Here is a 26,290-nt window from a genome sequence, read left to right on the forward strand (position 1 = left end):
TGGTGAGTTACGGATACGGTGGCGAGGCGTACGAGGCCGACCCGGCCCGGCTGCTGGGCATGATCGATGAGATCCGGGCCATCGCCAAACAGGCGGCGGCGCTCCCCGGTGGATTCACCTCGGCCCTGCAACCCACGCGGCGGTGGTACGGGATCGACGACGAATTCGCCGACGAGGCCGGCTCCAAGTACGAGGAAACCGTCGAGGGGGTCGCCGACACCTTCTTCGCCATCTCCGACGCCGTCATCGGCGTGGTCGAGGGCCGGCTCCAGGAAGTCCAGGGGATCCGGGGGGCATCGTCCTTCGCCATGGACGGCGTGGACGAGCTGCGGCGGGACCTGAACTCCGTGGGCGGGGACGACGGCGAAGGCGTCGGCGGCAAACATTGAGCGGTGCCGACAGGGGAAGCTCCGTCCCCGAGGACTCCATCGAGTTCCCCGATGAGGTCAGCGACATGCTCTTCGTCCTGTTGGGCGATCGGCCGCTGCAGGCCTCCTCGGACATGGCCTACGGCAGCAGCATGCCGTTCGACGAGTACGCGCAACTGCTGCTGGACCTGCGCGATCGCATCATGGACTCGGTCAACCGGGTCGACGGCGCGCTGCCGACCCAGGTGGCCGAGGTGTACAAACAGGCCATGGCGATGCTCACCGGCGCCGGTGGCCAGGACCCCATGGCGGAGTTCGCCGAGAATTTGCGGGAGCTGAGCAAGGGGCAGATCGACCACTCCAGAAACATCATGGAGAGCAAGTGGGAGATCATCGCCGAGATCATCCAACTGCTCATCGAGCTGGCCTTCATCGCCGCCATGGCGTTCTTCACCGGAGGACTGTCCTTCGGTGACGCCGCCCTGGCGAAGACCAGAAGCCGTCTGATGGTGCTGATCATCCTGGACCGGCTGCTGCAGATGACCCACCTGATGCCCGCGTTCAGCGAGGCCCTTCAGGAGGCGTTCACGACCTTCGCGGTACGGCTGGCGATGCTGGGCCTGAACCAGGGGGACCGTCGCCCCGACGGGATCGACTGGGGCAACATCGGCAAGTCCGCCGCCTTCGGTGCCCTGGCCGGGTTCTTCATCAGCGGCCTCTCGAGCGTGTTCGGGAAGTTCTTCAAGAACTTCTTCAACGACTTCGGCGACAACAAGTGGGGGAAGTTCGGCGGAGAGGTGTTCAACAGCTTCGGCAGCGAAGGCGTCGGAGAGGCCTTCGCCGAGTTCCTGGTCAACGGCCTCTTCGAAGGCAAGTGGAAGTTCGACCCCATGTCGCTGGTGGGCGGGGGCCTCAGCGGTGTCTCCGAACTCATCATCGGCAGCGGCCTCGATTACCTCGGCAAGAGCCTGAACGCCAAGTTCATCGGCGGCAATCTCTTCAGCAGCCTGTTCAACGACCCGCCGGGGCCGAACTCCATCCTGGGCGGGGGCGGCGGTGGTGGTGGCGTCGGGTCCGGCGGGCCGGCCACCGTCGACACGGTCACCAACGACTCCCCGCCCCCGACACCGACTCCGCCGCCCCCCACACCCGTTCCCACAACGGTCACCACTCCGATCGTCCACAACAACGACGTCGACATCCCGACGAGTGAAGTCCCCGACGCGTACGCGGAGATCGACCCCTACTCCGACAGCGACGTGTACTCGGACGCCGGTACGGACACGGACTCGATCGCGGGTTCGGACTCGGACGCGTACTCGGACATCACCGACTGGGACACCTACGAGGACACCGCCCCGGGCACCGTGCCGCTGACCACTCCCAAGGCCGGGGCTCCCGATCCGATGCCGCTGCCGTCGACGTCCCCGCGGCCGGACACCACCCCGCTCCCGGATCCCGCGCTGGACGGTCCCACCGCGTTCGCGCCTCCGTCCACACCGTCCGTCACGCCCTCCCCGACTCCCTCGACGACGCCGTACACATCGGCACGCGGCCGCGACACGGACCTGTACGGAAACGGGTTCGACGCGACCCTCGACGACACGCCGGACACGACCCCTGTTCCGGACCCCACCGCCGCCCGGGACGACGCCGGCAGCGACGAGGCGGCACAGTCCGCCCCGCACCAACCCGCGACCGCGGATCCGGTCCGGGACCCGGTACGCCCCGAGCAGTGGCGGGGGCGGCAGCAGCAGATGCCCCCGACGCAGATTCACACCGAGATCCAGGCCCCCGCCGCCGACGATCAGACGCAGGACCAGGACCAGGACCAGGACCAATACCAGGACGGGGGCCACGGCCTCGACCCGGTGACCCAGCCCGCTCAGGACACATCGGTCGTCCGCACCACGGTCCAGCGCGTCCAGGCCGACGACGGCCGCTGGGTGCGCAACCTGACCCTGGACCTCCCGGTGCGGTTCGGCGACGGGTTCTCCGCCGACCAGCTCGAGCAATTCCAGGAGCGGATGCGCGGCCTGCTGGACACCCATGTCAACCACGGCCTGCCACTGCCGCGCTCCGGCGATCAGTTGCACATCGACCTGAACCTCGTCCACGACCCCGGCAACGCCGAGGCCATCGAGCTGACCGCGACGGACACTCCAGCCCCGTCCGATCAGTTCCACCTCAGGATGTCCTCCGACGACCCGTCACTCGGCGCCTCCGAGCGCGACCGTCGCCAGGCCCGGAACGACGCGACCGCCGTGCGCCAGGTGCTGCGCTACGCCGGTCTCGACCCGGATCCGGACGCGCTGCCCGGCCCCGCCGTACCGCCGGCCCAGCTCCAGACCGTCGAGGACCTGACCGACACCGCCCCGGCCACACCCGCCGACGAGGCACAGCCCACCCCGCCCGGCGTCGATCATGCACAGCCCACCCCGCCCGTGGCCGTCGCCACGACGTCCACGACGCCCGCCGATCTCACCGACCCCACCCGTCCCACCGATATCGGCGGCCCCGCGGGCGTCACCGAGACGGTCGACACCAGTAGGGCCCCCCTTGCCGAGCCGACCACTCTGACGACGGCTTCCTCGTCGCCGGCCCAGCTGCCCCCGCCACCGGTCAACCCCGCACCGCGCGTGCCGGTGATGGCGGAGCCCGTCGACGACCCCGTGCGCCCCGAGCAGTGGCGCCCCCGGCGGGAGGGCGCGCCCTCGCTGCCGCTGTGGACCGAGCGCTACGACCCGGCCGCCGACCCGCTGGCGGAGGGCCCGGGCCGCGGGCCGCAGACGCTGGGCGGGCGCGACACCGTCATCCGTACGTGGATCCGGCGCGTCCAGGCCGACGACGGCCGCTGGGTGCGGAACCTGACGCTGAACCTGCCGGTGAGCTTCGGCCAGGGGTTCCCCGCCGACCGGCTCCCCGGCTTCGAGCGCCGGATGCGCGAGCTGCTCGACACGTACTTCAACCACGGGCTGACGCTGCCGCGCTCCGGCGACCAGTTGCACATCGACGTGAACCTCGTCCACGCGCCCGACCACCCGGAGGCCATCGAGCTCAGCACGGCCGCCGACCCCACCGAGTTCGACCAGTTCCACTTCCGGCTGTACTCCGACGACCCGTCTCTCGGGGCGGAGGAGAGCGCTCTGCGCCGTCGCAAGAACGACGCCCGGTCGCTGCACGAGCTGATGCACTTCACCGGCCTGGGGGACCGGTCGCTGGACCCCTCCTCGCTCTTCCGCCGGATCGAGAACGGATCGGTCGACAGCGTCGGGATCATGGCCGATCCGGACACGCTGCCCGGCCGCGCCGTGCCGCTGCACTACCTGAGGACCATCGAGGACGTCGCCGACTCCGGTCCCGCCGTGCCCGACCACCCGCGGTCGGCCGAGCCTCTGCCCACCACCACCTCCAGCGACCCTGCCGATCTGCTGCCGCCCGCCCACCTGCGGCCGGCGCATCCGCCGTCCCGGGCGAGCGTCGGGGTCACCGCGGCGCCCAAGGCCGTCGACGACCTCAAGGAGCTGTGGGACCGGGCGGTCCAGCGCCAGAACCCCGATGGCGGGCCCCTCACCATCACGGTGGGCGGCGGCAGCGTGACCGCACGGGAGCTGATGACCGCGGTCCTGGAGCGGATCGGCGCCACGGACCGGGTGGGCGAGATCACCGTGCCCAAGCCCAAGGCCAAGCTCACGGCGGGGGCCACCCACAAGGTGCTGCTCTCCTTCAACGCGGACGGCCACCGTGGCACCGTCAGCCGGGAGATCCGCATCGAGTCGGCGCTGACGGCCACCGCCTCCGAGCCCGGGCCGGCCGGTCCGCCACGTCCTCCGTACGACCCGGCGACCACGCCGGCGGCCAACGCGCGGGCGCTCGCGGTGGGCCGTGACGTCAGCGCGCTCATCAACCGGCTCATCCGGGACGACGGGCAGCCGCGGGACATCCAGGACCCTCTCGTGCTCACCGGCGGCGCCCAGGCCAATCTGCGCTTCGGCAGCCCGCGCCCCCTGGCGGGCCTGGACTTCCGGCTCGCCACCCCTGATGTGCGGCAGCACGAGGACCTGATCGACCGGGCCCTGGCCGAACACTTCCCGAGTCCGCCCGGCGCCCCGCCGAACGTCCTGCGGCAGGACGGGCGCGACCCCCGCGCGCTCAGCGGACAGGTCAACGGCGTCGACATCACCATCGCCCCGAGCACCGACGCGTACCGCGACACGAGCGAGGTCGACGGCATCGTCGTCCCGTCCCTCGTGGACTCCCTGGTCGACACGGCGTACGCGCTGGCCACCCGCCCGGGCGGGCACCAGCGGGGCTCGGACCTGTTCGACCTGCTGTGGGCGCTGGGCGAGCACCCCGGCCTGGACACGGCGCTCGCCGAGGAACTGGTGAAGCGGCGGGGCGCGGAGTACGCCGCCCAGCGGCCGGCCAACGGGAAGGGGGATGTGACGGGCCAGTTCATCGACGTTCTGAGCGGGCTGATGGGCACCAGGGCCGCGCGCGAGGCCCTGGAGGCCCAGTGGCGTGAGTTCGGCGCCACCCCGGGGGACGTCGAGCGGCTGCGCACCACCCTCGCCGACCTCGCCGACAGCTTCCGTGCCGGCTCCGGCCCGTACCGCGCGCTGGTCCTGACGGCGGGCAACTTCACCGGCGACATGTTCGGCCTCGCCACCGCCCTCTCGCTGAACCCGAAGCTGCACGTCGGCGTGGTGACGGGACCGCGCACCCGCGACCAGGTCGGGCCGTTCCTGCGGAAGACCCTCATGGCCCCGGTGCACGCCCGCCACGCCCAGGCGGTGGCCGAACTCGACGCGACCACCGATCTGTCGCCGAGCGAGCGCGCGGAGGCGCGGGACCGGCTCACCACCCGGCGCGACGCCGAGCTGCGCGCCCAGGAGAACCGCCTCCACACCCTCCACACCGAGGATCCGCACCAGCTGTACACACAGGCCGCCAACGGCTACGAAGCCCTGCCCTACGACGGGATGAGCCCGCCCGTGCCACCGGGGCTGCGCAGCACCCGGCTGCAGAAGCCGACGAAGTACGCCACGAGCGAGGTGGCGCAGCTGTGGCATGGCCAGGGGCGCTCGCGGGCGAAGATCCGTGGAGCCTGGGGCCTGGACGCCCCCCATACCGAGCGGGTGCGGCGTTTCCTCGCGGCACGGGGGGTGCCGGAGGACGGCCCGCACGTGGTGCTGTGGTCGCGGCTGGGCAGCCGTCAGGAGGGCGACGCGCACCCTCAGCACGACAGCGGCACGACCGGGCTGCGGCAGATCATCGACCGTCTGCCACCCGGCACGAACGTGATCATCGCGGGCGACAGCGCGCACAGCGGCGCGCTGAAGCGGCTCGCCGACGGCTATGGACACGTCCACGACCTCACGGAGTTCTGGAAGGACGAGGACTGGCGGCAGGCGTTCCCCGACGAGACGCGCGAGGTCCAGTTCCAGGTCTTCGACCACCTCTCCCAGGTCTCCGGCGGCAACCTGAAGCACCTGGGGTTCCGCAGCGGCAACCTGGAGGCGTACGCCCTGATCGGGCATCAGGTCCGCTACCTGGAGGAGACCGGAAACCTCCAGGCCAAGCGCATGAAGGCCTGGCATGACCCGAAGATCGGCTACCAGCGGATCACCGTGAACAAGGTGCCGACCCTCGCCGGGCAGTGGGTGGTCAAGAACGCCGAGGTGACCGGCAACGAGGCGCCCGTGCCGTGGTGGTCCGACCTCGACAGCGCGAACACGGGGCCCCGCGCGCGGCTGAAGACCGAGTCGCTCGCCGCCTTCGGCATCAAGAACACCCCGGCCCAGCGCGGCTTCGACCCGCTGGACCTGGAGGCCATCGGCTCGTATCTCGGCTTCTCCGCCCAGGGCTCGCAGGGCGTGCTCGACGCGCGCCCCCTGCCGCCGCCTCCCGGCACCCCGGCCCCCGGCCCGGCCGCCGGCCTGACGGGGCAGCGGCCGCGGGCCCGGCGGCCCGCCCCGTCCCCGGCATCCCCGGACCGCGTGGCGGACCTCGCCTCCCGGCTGCCGGGCATGTCGGCGGCGGAGCGCGCGAAGGAGCTGGCGCTGCTGTCGTCGGCCGACCGCGAGCAACTGGCTTCGGCCCCGGCGCTGATCGACGCGCTGGAGGCCAGGCTGCCCGCGCCGGAGTTCGCGGCGACGGCCGCGCGGCTGCTGATCCAGGTGCCGAAGGGGGTGAACCAGCCCGACTCGGCACGGCGCGAGGTGCTTGGCCGGCTCACGCCGATGCTGGGCAACCGCAAGGTGGCGGCCACCCTGCTGAGGGCCGGTTCGCGGGTCGTGGTGGTGCCCAAGGACGAGGCGATGACCTCGCTCGCCCCGTTCCGCCATCTGCGAGGCAAGCCGGTCGGCCCGGACGGGCGGGTCTGGGACACCGTGCGCGGCGTGGGCGGCCGGACGACAGCGGTGACGGAGGAGAACCTTCTCGGCAAACAGAGCACCATCGGAAACGAGCACATCTACGCCAAGGGGTACTCCACCACCACGCACGAGTTCGCGCACGCCATCCATCAGCACGGGCTCTCCGACAAGGACCGCAAGCGCATCCGCGACGCCTTCTACGCCAAGCGCAACCGGGAGCGGCGGTCGCAGCTGCCAGGCTCCAAGGTCCCCCCGCCGCAGTGGCCGGACGGCGTGGCCAGGGACCTGGCGGGGCAGCCGGTGCTGAACTACTCCGCCCGGGACGAGTACGAGTTCTTCGCCCAGTTGACCAATGCCTACCTCGGGACCAACGAGGGTACCGACCCGTACACCGGGCGGCGCCGCAACAACGGGGCCCAGTGGGTGCGGGAGTACGAGCGGGGACGGCCCAAGCGGGAGCGGCTGTTGCCCCTGCTGGAGCGGCTGTACGGCACGAGCCGTATCCAGGCCGAGAACCACCTGTACGAGGGGTTCCGGGGGCTGTGGGACCAGGCCGAGAACACCCACCGGCCCCAGCCGCACGTCCCGGCGCCCGCGCCCACCGCTCCGGCCACCGTGGACACCCTCGGGGCCGACGGGCAGGCGCCCCCTCCGCCGCAGAGCACCGTCCAGGACCAGCAGGAGCGGAACGGAGACCGGGACGGAGACGGTACCGAGACCGGTACGGACACGCCGGTTACGACGCCGCCCAAGGACCCGCTGAGCATCGAGCAGCACCTCGACCGCCGCCGCCCGCCCCGCCTCGACCGCGAGCTGCCCCCCGCCCCGCTGGAGCGCGACACCGCCCGGTTCACCGACGGCAGCCGGATGCCCGCCCCCCTCGACGGCATCCGACAGCTGATGGCGGATCTGCCCGAGGAGGTGCTGGCGCGCTCGGCCGCCTTCGGCACCAGGGACTTCACCCTGCGCGGCACGGACCAGGCGCTGAAGGAGCTCGAACGCGAGCTGCGGGCCCGGCCGGGCGCCCGGCCCGGCAAGCCTCGCTCGGGCGCCCCGCGCGGCACCGGGCTGCTTGCCGAGGTGGAGGCGGCGCTCCGCGAGGACCTGGGGGGACTCAGCGGCGACGGGCGCGAGTTCACCTACACCGACGAGCAGGGCAGGGTGCGGGTGCTGCACCTCGCGGTGCGCCACTACGGCGCCTGGGAACGCTTCACCGACACCTCCGACGGACCGCGGAAGATCGAGTCGACGGCGCGGACCCAGCGCACCACGGGACGTACCCCCGCCCAGAGCACCACCTACGCCGTCAACCCGTTCGCCCCGCTGTGGCCGCTGACCAAGCCGCTGGGCGTCTTCGGCCGGGTCGGCCTGCGCTTCGCCCGTACCCACGCGGTCGGCTACACCCTCACCGCCCAGACCACCAGCCAGTCCAAGACGAGCAGCACCGACGCCTCGCACCTCTACCTCGACGACGTCTACTACGAGTTCACCGTCAGCGATGAGCAGGGCCGGCCCGTGGCGGAAGCCGGCGGCCGGACACCCGCGACGTTCGGCTTCGGGATGCGCGGCGGGCTCTCCCTGCGGCTCTCGGACAGCGCGGTGACCGAGTCCAGGCCGGGCCGTATCCCGCCCCTGATCCGCTACCGGGGCCGACCGCACCACCGGCTCGTCACCACCGAGGACTTCGGCCCCCTCACCCATGTCCGGGACTGGGCCGCACGGCAGATCGGGGCCCGCCCCGGCTCCTCGGCCTACCGCGAGCTGGACGCGTTCATCTCGTCCCGGAACTTCCAGCGGATGTCCCGGGTACTCGGCACCGGCCGGATGACCACCGCCCCGCTGTTCGCCGACGACAAGCTCCGCACGCCGCTGGGCGTCTTCACGGTGGGGGTCCTGCCCCGCCGGGCGATCCTCATCGACGAGACGACCGCCGCGGCCCTCAAGGACGTCACCGCGCTCACGCTCACCAACGAGCGGAACCTCTCGATATCCACCGGCCAGGAGATCAACCCCACGGTGGGGCCGGCCTTCAACTGGCTCGGCCTCAACGGGGACAAGCTGAATCTGCGGTTCCTGCTCGGCTTCGCCGCCCGGTACGGCCACAAGACCACCCGCGCCATGAACACCGGAGGCTCCGGCGCGGTCAAGACGGAGGGGGAGGCCAAGAACACCCCGGTCGGCCTCTATCTCGTCGAGAAGGTCGTCGTGGTGCGGCGCGGCGGCCGTGACCGTACGGCGAACACCACCCCGGCACCCGAGTATCCGGCCGAGGTGTTCGTCACCTGGAGCCTGGACCGGATGCCCCGGTCCGAGGCGCGCCGGCTGGCGGGCTGGGACGACGGTACGCGGCTGCGCATGCGCAGCGGCGCGCCCGAGCCGTACGCACCCCCGTATCTGACCCTCGACCGGCCGCCCACGCTGGGGGTGGCGAGGGTCGAGGAGTTCACGGCGGACGACGCCACCGACAGCGCCACCGACAGCGCCATCGACACCACAGACACCGACAGCACCGTCGACACCGCAGACGCCGACGACGCCGCCGACACCTGGCTCGACGGGTTCGCCGACCTGATCCTGCGGGAGGCCGCCCGCGCCTACCCGGACCTGGTCGCCCCACTCAGCGAGCTCGACCCGAAGAATCCGCGCTGGCGCGATGCCGACCACTACCAGACGGCGCTCACCAACACCCTGGAGATCCTCACCACGCTCTCGCACCACGCCATGGCCGGAAACCTGGAGACGCTGATCACCAGCGGCATCCGGATCCCGCTGCGCGAGTCCCTCCGCTTCAAGCGTGGCTATCGCTATCTGTGGCTCGACGGAGTGCTGACCGGCCGCCGCTACGAGGGGAACCAGACCGGGCTGAAGATCAAGCACGCCACACCCGGCGGCGAGAAGCTCGACAGCGACCACGGGGTGGTCCACGACCTGGAGGGCGGTCTCGAGGGCAACTGGACACTGCGCACCATGGCCGCCACCACGCTCGGCCTCTCCAAGCACTCCGGCAGCCTGTTCCTCGGGTTGAGCGGGGGCCGCGGCCGCGGCCAGAACAGCGTGTTCGGGCCCAGCACCGCCGTCGAGCGGGCGGTGGCGAGCAACCGCCCGCCGCACCTGTACAGCTACCGCCTCAGCGTCACCGTCAGCCGGGGCGGCTACTGGCGGCTGCCCGGCCTGCTGCGCGGATTCGCCTCCGCCGGGCTGCTGGGCACCCAGCCCTTCGTCTTCCGCGAGAAGCCGTCCGATGTGATCGGCACCGCCGCCGACGGCACCCCCGTGGGTGGTGGCCCGCTCACCGCGCGGGTGCTGCTCAGCATCCTCGACGAGCACACCTCCGCCACGGATCCGCACGCGGACGGCGCGGTCAACCCCTACCGGGACTTCGAGGACGGCATCGACAGCACCCCGCTGGACGACGCGCAGGCCCTGGCGCTCGCGAAGGCCGACCACACGGCCCTCGACGCCGCGACCCGCCGCGCCCCGCAGCCGTTCCACAACCACGCCCAGCTCACCATCGCCGTCCTCGGCCAGCCCGCCCTGATCCAGGCGGTGGAGGAGTCGCTGCGGGGCGCCTCGGGCGGGTCGTGGCACCTGACACAGCAGGGCGCGCCCGCCCACGACGCGGCGCTGCGCCCGTTCCAGGCCCCGTATCTGACGGCCAACGCCGACCAGAGCCTCAGCCCGTCGGGCTGGCGGATCACCGGGCTGTGGGCCAAGGGCCCGTATCTCAACCGGGGCGGTGTCCTCGCCCACCGCATGACCGTGGCGGGCCTGTGGCTGATATCCGAGCCGGCGCCGATGGCCGCCGCCTTGAAGATCACCGGCGGCACGCAGGCGGGCGGGAAGAACACCGTCACCTACAGCTTCCTCTTCGGCGGACGGCTCTCCGCGTTCCAGCCGCACGGCGGCGAGCGCGGCCCGGCCGGGTTCTACTCGCTGAACTTCAGCCCCTGGTCGTACGGCCGGACCAAGGGCGACTCCCTCACCCGGTCCGTCACCAACGAGGTCTCCCGGCAGGACAACACCCACCAGGTCCTGGTGTCCGGCGACGCCGAGCACGAGATCGCGGTGGCCTCCAGCGCGCTCGGCACCACGACCGGCGCGGGCAGCCGACTGGTGCCCCGCGGCCTCGCCGGCGCCACGGGCCGGCGGCTCACCGTCCCCGGCGGCTGGATCGGGCTGCTCCCGGAGCTCAGCGCCGTGGAGATCCAGCTGATCGACGACGGCTGGGGCGGGGTGCCGCACTACGACGCGCAGACCTGGTCGCCGCAGGAGTGGCTGGCGGGCAACGCGCTGAGCGGCTATCCGCTGGGCGAGCTCAACGCGGCCGCGGTGCTGCACGCCTTCGACCGCGCGCTGCGCGGTCTGTCGCTCGACGAGACCGGCCGCGACGCACTGCTGCGCCTCGCGTCGAGCCGGCTGCTGCGCGCGCTGCGCGGGGACCTGGAGAGCGCCGGTTCCACGGTGCCCGCCCGGACCGGGCGCTGGGGGTGGGACGGGATGCGGATCGGCGGCCGCCAGGTGCGGCTGCGGGTCCAACTGATCGTCGGCGCCTCCCGATTCCGCCGACTCGGACACGGCATCGACTGGGAGGACAATCTCTCGGCCACCGAGTCCGAGGGTTCCAGCCTGAGCCGGACCCGCGGGCCGGACTTCGGGCTGTCGGTCGGCGAGAACGCGTACACCCACAACCCCGACGCCGCCACCGCGGGCCCCGGCTACAGCGAGACCGGCTCCAGCCGCAAGACCCTCACCGCCAGCCACTCGACCAGCCCGATGACGACCTGGACGGTGGCCACCAGCGAGCCCTACGCCGAATACGACACCCCCTACCGGCTGCGCATCGTCCTCGAAGTCGACGATGCCTCGGACTCCGCCCCTCCGACGGCCGCCGACAGCCGCGTCCGGCAACTGACCCACCAGGCGCGGCAGGCCTCCCGCTACCTCCGAGGCAAGCGCCGCGTCGTCGAGGAGGGGGACGTCGGCACGCTGCGCAAGCAGACCCCGCTCAGCCTGATGAGCCCGGATCCCGCCGCCCCCCGGACGGCCCCGCCCGCCGACGACCCCCTCGGGCCGCCCGCTCTCCCCGCCCCCTCCGCCCCGCGGCCGGTGCCGCTCCAGGCGCTGCGGGGGGACGGCGACTGGCGGCGCGTCACCTTCCTCGACGGCACGCAGGGCGTGTTCGAGGCACCCGCCCAGGGGTTCCAGGTCCGCGGGGTCATCGGCTTCGAGCAGGTCCGGGCGGGGAGTTACCTCGCGCTCGCCAAGGCGTACGACATCGGCTTCAAGGCCGACGTCGACGACGCCCTCGTACGGGCCAAGGACACCGGACTGACCGGTCTTGGCACTGGCTCGTCCCACACCCTGGACGAGGGCACCGGCAACATCGTGCTCGCCGCCCACTACCCGCTCACCCTCGGCCCCGGCGGCTACCAGGTGCCCGGCCTGACCGAGGACAGCCTGATCGGCGGGGCGGACGGCCATCTCGCGCTGCACTCCAAACCGGACTTCGGCGGCGCCCAACTGCTGACGGTGGCGCCCGGCACCAACCTCCAGGTCGCCCGGCGCCAGGTCACCGCGGACGGGGTGTCCGCCTCGGGGTCGGAGGGCCAGGGCTCGGCCCTCGACGCCGGCGTCGCCGCCTCGATGGGAAACGCGGGCTCGACCAGGCCGGGGGCCGCGGGCACCGGACCCAACGCCACGCAGGGCGAAGGAGGCGGATACAACCGGGACTTCATGGCGGAGATCTCCGTCAACGACGGCGAGGACCGGGCCTTCCTCTTCGCCATCCCCACCACCTGGCTCAGCAGCGCCACCGTCCACCGGCACATCAGGGACAGCGCCATCGGCCGGATGGTGGCCTCCCCGTTCCACAAGGCCATGCCGGGCCGCTTCGGCTCCGCCGGACGGCAGGCGTACGAGACCGACGCCGCCGTCCTCGCCTGGGTACGGGAGGACGTGGCCCGCCGGCTCGGCCTGATCGACGACACCAACTTCCCCGAGGAGGCCGGGAAGGCGTGGGAGGCCGTCCAGGAGGCGGCCGAGGCATGGACCGAGGCCGACAAGAAGTACTGGGAGGTACGCCGCCGGCAGGGCTCCGGACCGCGTGACACCCTGGCCGGGGCGGAACGGGAACTGAGGGCCGCCGAGCGGGCGCTGACCGAGGCGCGGGACGCGGCGACGGCGGCGCGGCAGCCGCTGGTGGACGCCAGGGCCGCCGCCGTGGAGGCGGACCGCACCGCCGGCGAGCTGGTGGCGGCCGCGCGGCTGCGCGTCGAGCAGGAGCGCGGCGCGGCCGATGACACCGCGCCCGAACACGACGGCTGGGCCGAGGTACAGCGGGAGGGGCTGGCGGACGCCCTCCGCGCCCTCGACGCCGCCGAGAGGCGCGCGGCCGAACGGCGGGCCGCGGCCACCGAACGGGTGGCCGGGGCCGAGCGGACCACGGCCGCCGACCGCGAGCGGACCGCGCGGGAACTCGAGGCCGCGACGGCCGCGGAGCGCAGGGCGACCGACACCCGGGACGCGGCCCGGGAGGGCCTGGAGCACTGGCAGGGCACCCTCGACACACTGCAAGCGACCGCCGAGCAGCTGGCCACCGAATACCACCGGGTGCGCACCGCCGCCGACCGGCTGACCCGCTGGCACCGGCTCAACGCCACCGAGGAGGGCCGCGCACGGCTGGACGGGCTGCTCAAGCCGCCCGAGGTGACGTTCACGGATCCGTCGAAGGAAACCGCTGAGAACACCACTGAGGACGCCGCGGACACCGAGGCACAGGACGCGCCGCGCTACACCCCGGAGGACGGCGACGAGGACCCGGCGGCGCTCATCGCCCCGGACGGCGAGCGGTTCGCCCTCCTCGATGTGCCCAGGGACGGCGACGCCTTCTTCCACGCGCTCGCCGAGGGCCTGCACCGGCTGGACCCCGGCCTGCTCGCGGACGCGGGTCTGGACCTGTCCAGCCGGGCGGCGCTGATCCGCGGCCTGCGGGAGCTGCTGGCCGCCCGGCTGGCGGACCCCGCCAACGCGGATCTGCTCGACGTTCTCGCGCCGGACACCACGGACACCTTCACCGAGGACGAGATCGCCGCCGCCTGGATCGGGCTGGGTGACGGTACCGCCGAGCGGCGGGAGTTCGACGCCCTCGGGGTGCTGCCCGACTCGCTCCCCGTACGCACCCGCTCCCGCCTGGCCCTGGCCGTCACCCAGTTGCTGCGCCCGGGCGGCGCGGCGGCACGGGGAGGGTGGGACCACGCCGCCGCCGACCTGCTGCCGCTGCTCGCGGCGCGCACCTTCGGCGTCCCCGTGCGCGTGGTGACGCGGGACGGCGGCTTCCTCCAGTTCTCCCCGGACGACTTCTCCCCGGACGACTTCTCCACTGACGAGTCCGGCGCCGACGCGGCCCCCCTGCCGCTGTGGCTGGGCGGGGAGGGCGACGACCGCCACTACCAGCTGATGGTGCCCGAGACATCGATCGGCACGGTCCCGGCACCGGGTCTGCCCGCCCCCGCGCCGGCGACCCCCGCCCCGGCCGTTCCCGCCCCCGCGGGTCCCACGGGGACGCGGCGCCCGGCGCACACCACACCGCCCTGGACGGCCCCTCGGGACAGCCAGGACGGGGCTCGGTTCGACGCCGCGAAGGACCACCGCACCCTCACCGGACCCGACGGGCGGGTGTACGACCTGGTGGAGGCCGAGGGGGACGGCAATCGCTTCTACGCCGCCGTGGCGGCGGCCCGGCCCCCGGCCGGTGTTCAGACCGCCCCGCACGGCCAGGACACGGGACCGGGCGTACCGGGGGCGACCCCGTTGGCCGACCTGTCCGGCAGCACCCGGGTGGCGCGCCGCATCGCCACCCGAGTGGCCGCGCTGCCCCTGCCGGACGGCGCCCGCCTCGACCCGTCGGCCACGTTCCGCTGGGAGGACGTGGCGGGGCTCCCGCTGGGCCTCGACGCGAACCAACGCGAGTCCCTGCGCCGCGAGATGCGGCGCACCGGCGGCCGGATACCCCAGGCGACCCGGGACGCCGACGGCAACGCGGAAGCGCTGCTCCGCGTCCAGTTGCACGCGGCCCGCCGCTGGGACGCCACCACCGCCGCGCTGGCGGCCGAGCTGACCGCGAGGGCGGAGGGGATCACCCTCACCCTGGTGTCCGAGGACGGCACCCACCGCACCTTCGGCGACCCCGCGGCCACTCCCGAGAACGCGGTCACCCTCTACCAACGGGGCGACGAATACCTCCTCGCCCGCCCCCGCCCCGCCGAGGACGAGGCCGGGGACACCGAGGACGACCAGGCCAGTGACGCCGAAGACCAAGCCGGGGACACCCAGGACATGCCCCTGCCGCCCCCTCCCGGCGCCGGCTCGGGCCACGGCCGGCCCCGGCCCGCCGAGCGCTCCCTCATCCCCGCGAGCCCCGACGACCTCCAACGGCTGCGCTATCAGCACGAGGCCGAGGCGTACGAGCGCAGGCTCGGCGACTACCTCTCGGAGCACCCGCAGGTCGTCGAGCAGATCTCCCGGTTCGCCCGTCTCGTGTGGGAGAAGACGCCCCCGACGCTGCGGGGCCTGCTCGGCACCTACGAGGAGGTGGTGCCCGGTGCGGTCGGCGTCGATCCCCAGACCCTGGAACAGGTCGTCTACCACGGCAACTTCCGTGAGCAGTCGACTATCGTGTGGAACGCGTTGCGGCGCGGCGTCTTCCATATGCTGCTAAAAACGCCGACCGAACAGCCGCCCCTGATCAACGAAGAGCGCCGCTGGCGTGGCGCTCCGTCCGACGGTCCGTTCGCCCGGCGCGCCCCGCAGGAGATCCGTCCGCCGCTCAGCGCCGCCGAGCGGGCGTTCACCTCGGACGGCGCCACCTGGAAGCCGGGCGAGGAACTGTCGGGCATCAACCACGAACCCCCGGAGCGGTTGGCCGGGGACCTCCGGCCACTGACCGTGGAGGACTCCCCGCACGCGGGGGCCCAGCGCACCGGCGGTCTGATCATGACCGGCACCTCCGGCACCGCCTACAGCCTGCTCGACGCCGCCGAGGGAGCCAACGAGAAATGGGACGCGGGCCTGGACCTGCGCTGGATGCGGCTGGCGTACGTCGGCTCGATGCTCGCCGACCGCCACCACACGCTCCATGAACTCCTCAGGGCGACCGAGCTGTGGGCCAATGAGAAGGACGATCCGGACCGCCGCAGGCTGCGCTTCGACTACGACGACACCTGGGGCCGCTACCACCGTCTGTCACCGCTGTCGGAGGAGGAGCTGCGGAAGCATGTCGCGATCGGCGGGCGGTTCCCCGACGAGCGGGTCCGGGAGTACTACGCGGACACCACCTCGGGGGCCCCGCCGGGCGCGGCGGCCCCGCTACTGTCCCGACTGCTGCCCCAGGATTCGTGGTGGCGGCTGTTCATCGACCCCAATGTGCACGCCGAAGCCTTCCGGGCGACCCCCGAGGACGTGGGCGGCCACCTCGACACCCGGACGTATCCCGGCTACCGGCAGGGCATGACCGAGGCGTACCGGGAAGTCCTGGACGGCGGGGACACCGGACGCGACTGGACGCGCATCGACGCCGACGCGTACGAGGAGCTGCACCACCTAGCCACCCGCCATCTCGTAGCGGGCGCCGGGCAGAACGTGGTGACCACGTGGTCCGGTCACGAAGGTGGCAGGATGAAGACCACGATGCGCGGCACCGGCGCCGACCGCATCGCGGCGGACATGAAAGACGATCTGCTGCTCGGCCGCAGGCTGCTGTTCGCCATCGACGAGCCGCGTGAGCAGGACATGGCGAAGCCCCTGGTGGTCTTCCACCACGGGCAGCGCGGCGGACAGATCTCCATCGACTACGCTCCCGGCGAGGCACGTCAGGTGGTGCAGGCCGCGCTGGACCGCTACTACGGCGAGGTGGCGGTCGCGGTCACGCCCGACCAGAAGCTGCGGGCCGTCGCCCGGGTGACCCGGGCCCTGCAGATCCTCCAGCCGTTCACGGACGCCAACAGCCGGGTCAACGTCCATCTGCTGATGCAGAAGTTCCTGCTCGAACAGGGTTTCCGCCCGGCGGTGCTGATGGATTCGCGCTCGCTGTTGCTCGGCGGGTTCACCGTGGACGAGATCGTGGAGCGTCTCAAGGAGGGCATGGCGCGGTTCGACCGGCACATCGGGCGAGCCCGTTGGGACGGGTTCAACGGGCCCCAGGGGCCCTCCGCCGAACAGGTGGACCGGCTGGCCACGGCCCTGGGGCTCGCCGACGCCACCCCGGAGGAGCGGCGCCGCGAGGTGACCGCCACGGTGCGCACGGCCCGGGCGCTGTTCGGCGACGGACTGCCCGGCCCCGACTCCGGCCCGGCCTCCGACTCCGACTCCGACGCGGCGGACCTGGCGCGGCTGGCGGCGATCCGGTCGCTGAGCGGGCCGGTCACGGCTCGTTTCCCCTCCCGCACCGCCGCCCAGGCGATCACCGAGTACACCCGGGAGGTGTTCGGTCTCGGCTCGGTGGACGACGTGAGCCAGGCCCACATCGGCGCGCTGACCGACGCCGCCACCGAGGCGGCCGGCCAGGGCCGGCCACTCGATACGGACGTCCTGCGCTCGCTCGCCCAGCCGCCACCCGCCCACGAGGCGGCGGAGGACGCGGCGTCCGACGGCTCGCGGCCGACGTCACCAGGTCCGGCCGGCGTGGTGGAGCCGGCCTGGGACACCCTCGTCCACGTACCGCCGGACGACGGCAGGAAGTCGCTGGACTTCCGGGTCTCGGAGCTGACCGGGGGCGCTCCGGTGCGCGAGGCCGACGATCTGGGCGAGGCGCTGCTGCCCTCGGTGGCGGGGGAGCCGCTGGGCGGGGTCCGGCTGGTGCTGCGGGCCGACGCCGGGTCGTTCGGAAGCGATCCGGTCGAGACGGTCGAGGAACTGGCCGAGAGCCTGGCCGCCCCGGTCGACCTGCTGCTGGCCGCCGCCGACGGCACCGTACGGCTGCTGCGGTTCGACGACCGCGGCCACCACGAGGACCTCGGCCAGGTGCTGAGCGCCGAGAAGCTGTCGATTCTGCGATCCGAGGTGGTCACGGAACTGCGGACCCTGTTGCGGCTGGGGCCCGATGACCCGGTCCGCGTGGATGACAGGGAGGTGGCGCGGCAGCACGCCGCACTGTCCCCCGATCAGTGGCGGCGGACGCTGCGGCAGCGCGGCCAGGCCATCGCCCAGACCCTGATGACCGGCGACATCGCCAGACTCCGCGGCGGCATGCCCCGGGCAGAGGGTTCGCGCGCCGCGCGCAATCGCCCGCCCGTGCTGGACATTCTGGCCGAGGACGAGGAGCCGGACGAGGACGAGGCACCCGCCGCCGGCCCCAGCGCCCCTCGGGGCCCGGCGGCCCTGCGGCCCGGCCCGGGGCGGGCCGGCGACGAGGCCCGGCACGCCGCGTTCCTGGACTCGTTCAAGGCCCGGCCCCTGGTGACGACCGACTACGAGGTCATCGACCCCAGCGGGAGCGGCGTGCTCTTCAGCCAGCCGTCCGGCGAGTCCCTGGGGGTGGTCCACCCCCTGGGCGGGCCGGACCCGGAGGTCGCCGCGCTGTATCTGCCGACCCAGGGGTACTACCCCTTCCGCGCCGACGCCCGCCCCCCGCTGCGTATCTCGGCGGACCGGACCCTGGCGCTGCGCTGCGACGACGACGGAGCACAGGGCAACCCCCAGCAGTTCTACGCGACCCGCCACGCCATCGAGCTAGCGAACGCGCAACTGGCCCTCTCCGAAGGCCGCGTCCGGCTGAAGGCGAGCGAGGACATGGCCATCGTCCTCCCCACGGACGACGGCACTCCGGGCGAGCCGCTGTACAAGGTGGAGCCGGAATTCCTGACCCGCAGCGGGCGGTCCGACGAGGAGATCTGCCGCGACTTTGCACAGATGATCGCCGGCGGGACGTCCGTCTCCCACATGGTGTTCACCGACCCCGACGGCGGCGGGGTGACCACCGTGCCGGTCAACGCCCTGGACGGGTGGGAGATGACCGGCACGCACCATCTGGCCCAGGCGCTCGCCGAACTGGCCGATGGCACAGGCGACATGGAGCAGGTGAATCCGCGGTGGGCGGCGGACCGCGCGCGCGAGGACGACCGCCCCATGGGCGGCATGGGCGGTCCGCTGCCGGGCCAGTCCTACGGCAGCGCCCAGAGCTACGAGACCGAGGACGACCCCCGGCGCGAGCGGCTGGACGCGGCGCTTCAGCGGATCGGCGCCAACAAAAACGCCTGGGCGCCGATCGGCTCCGGCTATGTGATCCAGTCGATCGGCGCCAGGGACGAGCAGGGCCGTCCGGCGCTGGACCGCAACTACGCCAAGTCCCCGGGGGCGGAGGGCGTCACCTTTGGTTACCACTTCGCGCAGGTGGTGATGGCCAGCGAGGACGGCGCGTACCAGGTCACCCTGGAGAACCACGCGCGCAAGGGCTATCTGCGGTCCCTGCTGTCCCGGATGGTCGAGGAGAACCGGGCCCGGTCCACCCCGGAAGGGCTGCGGAGGCTGGAGGCCGGACTCCGCCGCAGGATCGACGGGGCACAGACGGACGGCACGAGCGAGCGGGAGCTCGCCAACCTGCGCGCCTACCTCCAGCTGACGGAGGCGCTGCTCGCCATCGGCCAGGCGGAGGCCGACGCCCGTACGCACCCCGAGGGCACCCCCGAGCACGCCGGGGCGCAGGACCGGATGAACCGGGCCCACACCCGCGCCCAGACCGCCATGCGGCGTGCCGCACCACTCGTCCGCAACGAGGACCAGTGGTACTTCCGCGTCTTCAGCAGGCGCCAGGGCGAGAGCGTGCACGAGGTCAACGCCGATCTGCTGTCGGACGGCCCCTCCGCGGAGGCCAACCCGCTCACGGCGGTGGTGGTCCACGGACACCGGATCACTCCCAAGACCGTCGCCTTCGCCGAGGGCGAGCACGAGGTGACCGGCGAGCAGAAGAAGACCGTGATCCGCGGGCTGGCCGCCGGCGTGGCGCGGGTGGGGCTGTGGAACCTCGCCCACGGCCTTCCGGTGCCGGACATCACCGTCACCGGGCGCGCCAACAACCGCCGTTTTTCGCTGGGAAGCGGGGCAAAGGGCACCGGTCAGATCCGGGCCGAGAACATCGCCACGGCGCTGCGGGAGAGCCTGGCCGAACACCTGGAGCGGCTGCAGAGCGGGCTGGCCGTGCCCCTGCTCACCGTGGACCAGTTCCGTATCACCGAGGTGCCCGAGACGGCGCGCGCAGGCGGCGACCCCGACAAGGGCCGCGAGGCGACCATCACGGTCGACGACCACCGGGGTTCGGCGTCTCCCGCGACACGGACGGGCCTGCCGCGCAGGGAGTCGACGGCCGGGGACTACACCAACGCTCCGGACCACGACGTCCCCCGTCCCGACCAGGCCCCCGCCCCGGCGCAGTCGGCGGCGCCGACGGCGGCCACGCTCCGCGACACGCTGCCGCCGGTCCTGCCGCCCCGGTCCCATGTCTCCTTCGCGGACCGCTCCTCGGCACTCGACACACAACAGCGCGCCCGCGTCGAGGAACTGGGCAGTCAACTGGCCGAGGTGGCGCTGCGGGACGCCCGGGCCGGTCTGGCCCCGCCGAAGGTGAAGGTCACCGGGCACCGTGACGGAACCGGATCCGTACGGCTGGACGCCGGCCAGGGCAGCCGCGCCCTGGACCAGGAACGCGCGGACACCGTGGCCGACGCCCTCTTCGACACCCTGCACACGTCCCTGCGGCGGGCCCAGCGGAACGAGCCGTCCACCGCCGGGCCGATCGACGCCCGTGACATCCCCATCGAGGCCGTCGGCCAGGGACGGACGAACGGCACGGACCGGCGGCCACGCACCCGGACGACCGTGGAGATCGTCCGCTCACGCTACTCGGGGGCGGTCGAACGGCTCGACGCCCTGCGGCGCACGGACCCCGACCCTGCCCTGCGCGAGGCCCCGTTCGACCCGGATCCGCTGGTCCGCCGGATCCTCCACCTGGCCCCGGACGCGCCCGTGAGCAGCGAGCAGCGGCGCGAGCTGTACCAACTGGTGGACGAGACGATCGCGGCCGACCGGGCGGGCAGCCTGGCCGAACTGGGCGTCCAACACCTGGTGAAGCGGGGTGTGTTCGCCAAGGCCACCACCATCACCTCGACCAGCGGCAGGACCATGGGCCGCAATCTGACGGGCCGCTCGATCGGCGCCTTCGACCGGCGGTCGTACTCCGTCCAGAACCCCGACGGCACCCTCGGCAAGCCGATCACGGGGGAGTGGCAGCGCAGGCCCGGTGCCAGGTCCCCCTATGTCGTGGTGGCCGAGGGTGGCCACGACCACATCATGGTCTCGTCGCCGGGCTCCGCTCCCGTGCGGGTGACACTGGAGGAGTTCGCCGCACTGCTGGCCAGGGACCCGGAGCTGCTCGGCCTCGACCCCGATGTTCCGGTGCTGCTGGTCGTGCCGGGCGCGGGCGACCGGGGCCTCCTGCTGCCGCGCACCGGGGCCTTCCGGACCAACAGGACGGTCTGGGCGCACAGCGGCGAGGTGACCGTACGCTCCGGCCGGATCGTGGTGATCGACCGGGGGAAGGGGGGACCGCCGGCCGGCGAATGGATCGGCAGCGAGCCGGACGACCTGGACGAGGAGGACATCGCCGCGGGGGAGGGCTTCGTCCGCACGACCGACGGACGCCTCATCCCGGACAACGCCGTCAAGCACACGACCATGGTGGCCGACGGGCGTCCCTACGGCCGCGCGAGCTTCAACGACCCGGACCTGCGGATGCGGGAGGGCAGCTTCGCGCTGCTCCCCGACACCGATGAGTACGTCGTCCTCGACCCTGTCACCGGGCAGCCGGTGGGCCCGCCGGAAAAGGTGCCGTGGGCCGGCCGGAACGCGCACTTCATGAGCACGCACGCGATGCCCAACCGGTTCAGACTCACGGACGACCGCGACCGGTCCTGGAGCGTGGACGGGGACGAGATGGGGGGCTTCCTGGAGCGGCGCCCGAGTATCCGGCGGCTGCGCGCCGAGGACGTGGTCGTGAGCATGAACTGCTGGATCAACGCGCGCGCGGACGGCTACCCCGAGGTCGGCAACCTCAGCCGCGACACCGCCGCCGCCGACCCGCTGGAGACCGTCTCGGCCATGCAACTGGTGGCGAACAGGACCCGGCACACCCACTTCAGCGCCGATCGCACCTCCGGATACCGCGCCTCCCAGAGGAAGCACTCGATCATCACCGACCCGCTGCTCCGGCCGCGCCGTTGGCTCGAGACCCGGCCCGAGCCGTACGGCGCCGAACTGGACGAGCTCGCCCGGATCGCGGGCCTGCACAGGGGGGAGGGGCGCGCCCCGTCCGAGGTCAGGAAGGTGACCCTGCGGCTGGTCCGGGCGCTGCGCATCACCTTCGGCGTCACTGTGGAGAACGACAAGGACGACCCGGCGGGGGAGTACCGGCGGCTGCTGCGCGGCATCGGCGCGGTGGAGCGGATGCGCCGTGCCGAGCCCGGGCTGCGCGGTGCCGACGGGCGGTTCCGGATGGAGCTGCTGAGGCGCGCCGCCCTGGGCCATGCCGGGGTGCCGCCGCGCGCCGACGGCCGGCCGGTCGAGCCGACGCCGGAGCAGGTCAAGGCGCTGCTCCTCGCCGCGCCGTCCGCGCCGCGCGGCACGGAGCTGAGCGAGTTCGTGTCCATGCCGTCGGTGGAAGAGGGCCTGGATCTGCTGCGGAAGCTGGTCCGCGGAGACCGGCTGAGCCTGAACGAGCGCGTGGCGGAGGTCCTCCGCCTGAACTCCCCGGACCAGGTGACCGACGTGGACCGGGAACGCTTGCTGTGGGCAGTGATCGAAGCCCATGAAGTGCTCTCCGACACCCCCGATGTGCAGGCGCTGGCGGCCAAGGTCCTGCACCTCGGCGACGGGGCCGGGCCGCTCGACAGGGCGCGCCACGCGGAACTGGTGTGGCTGATCGCGGCCGCGTCGGCCGCCGGCCGTGATGTCCACAACCCCACCGCCCTCGCCGCCTACCACCTCCAACTGAACGACGCGCTCTCCGACGACACCCTGATCCGCACCCCCGGCAGCGAGGCGAGGGGCCGCGACTGGACCGGACAGCGCTCCACCAAGCCGCTCGAGGTGGCGTACTACCTGGAATCCCCGGACGGCACGCTCGAAGGGGCCTTCGAGGCCCGCACCCCGCAGTACACGCCGTGGAACGTCGACGGCAGCTCCGATGTGCCCAGGGCGCGGCTCCCGTTCTTCGTCCTGGCCGACGGCGGCGACGACCACATCGACATGCCCTGGCCGGACGGCTCACGCCGCCGGGTGCCTCCCGACGAGATCGCCGAACTGCTCGTCCACGACCCATGGCTGACGATCCGCCCCCCGGACGCCGAGGTAGCGGTGATCAAGTCCCACGCCGGCAGTGGGAGTCGCAGCCTGCCAAAGGCCCTCAACAGCCGGGCGGCGACCGCGCGCACCACCCTCTCGTCCCGCGGCCCCGTCACCGTGCACGACGATCCCCTGACCGGCACCCGCATGATCGTGGTGACGGCGGCTCCCGGGCAGAAGCTCCACTGGCAGCGCAGCCGTCCGCAGGCCCCGGCACCCGGCGCCCCGCGCACCGCGACGACCTTGGAAACGGACACGTTCAACGCGGACGATCCGTCCACGGACCGCCGCGAGGACCCGGTGTCACGCGACAGTGCCAGGGCGCGCGGCGGTCTGCCCCGGGCGGAGGGTTCGCGCTCCGCGCGGAGCCGGCCGCCGGTGCTGGACGCGCGCATCATCGCCGCCGCCGAACCGGGGCCGCCACGTGCCTTGCGGCGGGTGAGAGGGCGCATCAGGGGCGAGACCCGGCCTGCCGCGCCCCAGGACTCGCACCGGCCCCGGCCCGTGGTGACGAACGACTACGAGGTCATCGACAGCAGCGGCGACGGTGTGCTGTTCCGTCAGCCGGACAAGCCCGTCCTGGGAGTCGCCTATCCCCTCGGAAAGTCGGCCCCCCGGGAGGCCGCGCTCTACCTGCCCAGGCAGGGGTACACCGAGACCCCGACCGGCGAACGCCCCACCCTGCGTCTCTCGCGGGACCGGACGCTCGCCGTCCAGTGCGGTGACAACGGTGAACCGGGCTTCAACCAGCAGGTCTACGCGACCCGGCAGGCCATCGAGCGGTCGAACGCGCAACTGGCGGCGGCGGGAAACCACGTCCGGCTGACGGCGCATGAGGACGTGGCCATCGTCCTTCCCGCCGCCGACGGCATCCGCGGTGAGCCCCTGTTCAAGGTGGAGCCGGAGTTCCTGACCCGCAGCGGCCGTTCGGAAGAGGAGATCTGCCGCGACTTCGCGAGGATGCTGGCCGGCGGGGTGCCCGCGTCCCACATGGTCTTCGGCGACCCCGACGGCGGCGGCGTGGTCACCGTGCCCATCAACGCCTCCGACGGATGGGAGGTCACCGGCACTCACCATCTGGCGCGGGCACTGGCCGAGGTGGCCGACGGCGCGGAGGATCTGAAGCGGGTGAATCCGCGCTGGGCGGCGGCGCGGGTGCGGGAGGACGACCGCCCCATGGGCGGCGTGGACGGCCCGCTGCCGGGCGAGTCCTACGGGAGCGCGCAGAGCCTCGAGGAGCGGGACGATCCGCGCCGTGAGCGGCTGGACGCGGCGGTCGAGCGGATCGGTGCCAACAAGGACGCCTGGGCGCCGGTCGGCTCCGGCTATCTGATCCAGTCGATCGGCGCGGTCGACGAACAGGGCCGTCCCGTACTGAACCGCAACTTCGCCAAACCCCAGGCAGGGGAGGGCGTCCCGTTCGGCTATCACTTCGCGCAGGTGGTGCTGGCCAGTGAGGACGGCGCCGATCAGATCACCCTGGAGAACCACTCACGCAAGCTCTATATGAAGTCCCTGCTGTCCTGGATGGTCGAGGAGAACCAGGACCGCTCCACTGCCGAGGTGTGGTGGCGGTTGGAGACCGGACTCCGCCGGAGGATCGAGGAGGCCGAGCGGGATGGGACGAGTGCCGGGGAGCTCGACAGGCTGCGCGACTATCTGAAGGTGACGGAGGCGCTGCTCGCCGTCGACCGGGCGACGGCCGACCGGGACGAGCACGCCGAGGGCACCCCGGAACACGCGGCGGCGCGGGGGAATCTGGACCGGGCCCTGGGCCGGGCCCAGGCCGCGATCAAGCGTGCCGCCTCTCTCGTCCGGACCGAGGACATGTGGTACTTCCGCATGTTCAGCAGGCGGCAGGGCGAGAGCATGCACGAGGTCAACGCCGATCTGCTGTCGGACGGCCCCTCCGCGGAGGTCAACCCCCTCACCGCGGTGGTGGTCCACGGCCACCGCATCACTCCGAAGACGCTTACCGTCGAAAGCCCTCATCAGGTGACGGCCGATCAGAACAGCTACATCATCACCGATCTGGCCGCCACCCTGGCCAGGGTGGGGGTGTGGAACCTCGCCCACGGACTGCCCCTGCCGGACATCACCGTCACCGGGTGGGACAACGACCGCCGTTCCACAGCGGGTGGTCGGGGGAAGGATGCCGGCCCGTGGCGCGCCGAGGCGATCGCCATGGCGTTGCGGGAGAGCCTGGCCGGGCAGCTGGGGCGGCTGCAGGGCGGGCAGGGGAGACCGCGCGTCACGGCGGATCAGTTCCGCATCACGTCGGTGACAAGATCAGCGCGCGGTGGTGGCGATTCCGCGCGGGCCCAAGAGGTGAAGGTCACGGTCGACGATCACCGGGGTTCGTCGCCGGGGTCGGCTGTGGTCCGACTGCGTGGGGGGACCAGGGATTCCGGTGTGGAACCGGTGGCACAGGGCTGGCCGGTGGGCCATGCGTTGACCGTCGGGGGCCCGCGGTACGGCCCTGGTGTGCGTGAGGTGTCGCCGCCGGATGTGCCGGAGGGGAAGGGCAAGTCGGCGGAGCGGTGGCGGAGGTTCGAGCGCCCCTCTCCGAATCAGTCCACGCCATGGGGCTATGAGGTCAGCGACATGGGCAGCATCCGGCTTCCCGACGGCGAGGTGCTGCCGGCGGAGGGATGGCAGCGATTCGGCGACGACTTCGTCCATCCGCCGACCGGGGTGTTGCTGCGGGGAGACAGCGGCTGGATCGGCCGGGTGACCAATATCGACGAGCTGTGGGACGCGCTGGAGCTCCTGGATCCCGCGACGACGTCTCACCGGATGGTGGTGGACGCGTCGGGGATCCATCTGACGCCGGTCGTTCCGGCCACGGAGGGTGTCAGGGCAGTCCAGCTGCCGTGGGAGGCTCCCGTCGACGACCCCGACGGCGCGGGCGATGTCACCGCCGCCGAGGTGTCCGAGGCGGCGCTCCCCCCGCTGGACGAGAGCCGCACCGTTCCGGTGAAGCTGCTGGAGGAGATCGGGGTGGAACTCACGACCTTCCAGCGCACCCAGGCAGCCCTCCTCGTGGACAAGCTTCCGATCGCGGACGTCGATCTGGACGCGGCCCAGCGTCTGCTGCTGCTGACACTGGACCCGTCGTACGCGGCCGACGGCCCGGGAGGCGACGAGACCTGACGCGCG

At 72.8% G+C, this 26,290-nt stretch carries 2 protein-coding genes; both read left to right on the forward strand.

Annotated features, from left to right (window positions below; translation table 11 throughout):
- Positions 1-2: 2 nt before the first annotated feature.
- Entirely contained in the window at positions 3-389 is a 387-nt protein-coding gene (locus ACWY4P_RS50840) for a hypothetical protein (RefSeq protein ID WP_456207602.1), read from the forward strand.
- On the forward strand, positions 386-26,284 hold the full coding sequence (locus tag ACWY4P_RS50845; RefSeq protein ID WP_456207603.1) for a lonely Cys domain-containing protein: 25,899 nt from the start codon (positions 386-388) through the stop codon (positions 26,282-26,284). Before ACWY4P_RS50840 ends, ACWY4P_RS50845 begins: the two co-directional genes overlap by 4 nt.
- Positions 26,285-26,290 lie beyond the last annotated feature (6 nt).

It is taken from the genome of Streptomyces sp. LZ34 (assembly GCF_053890475.1).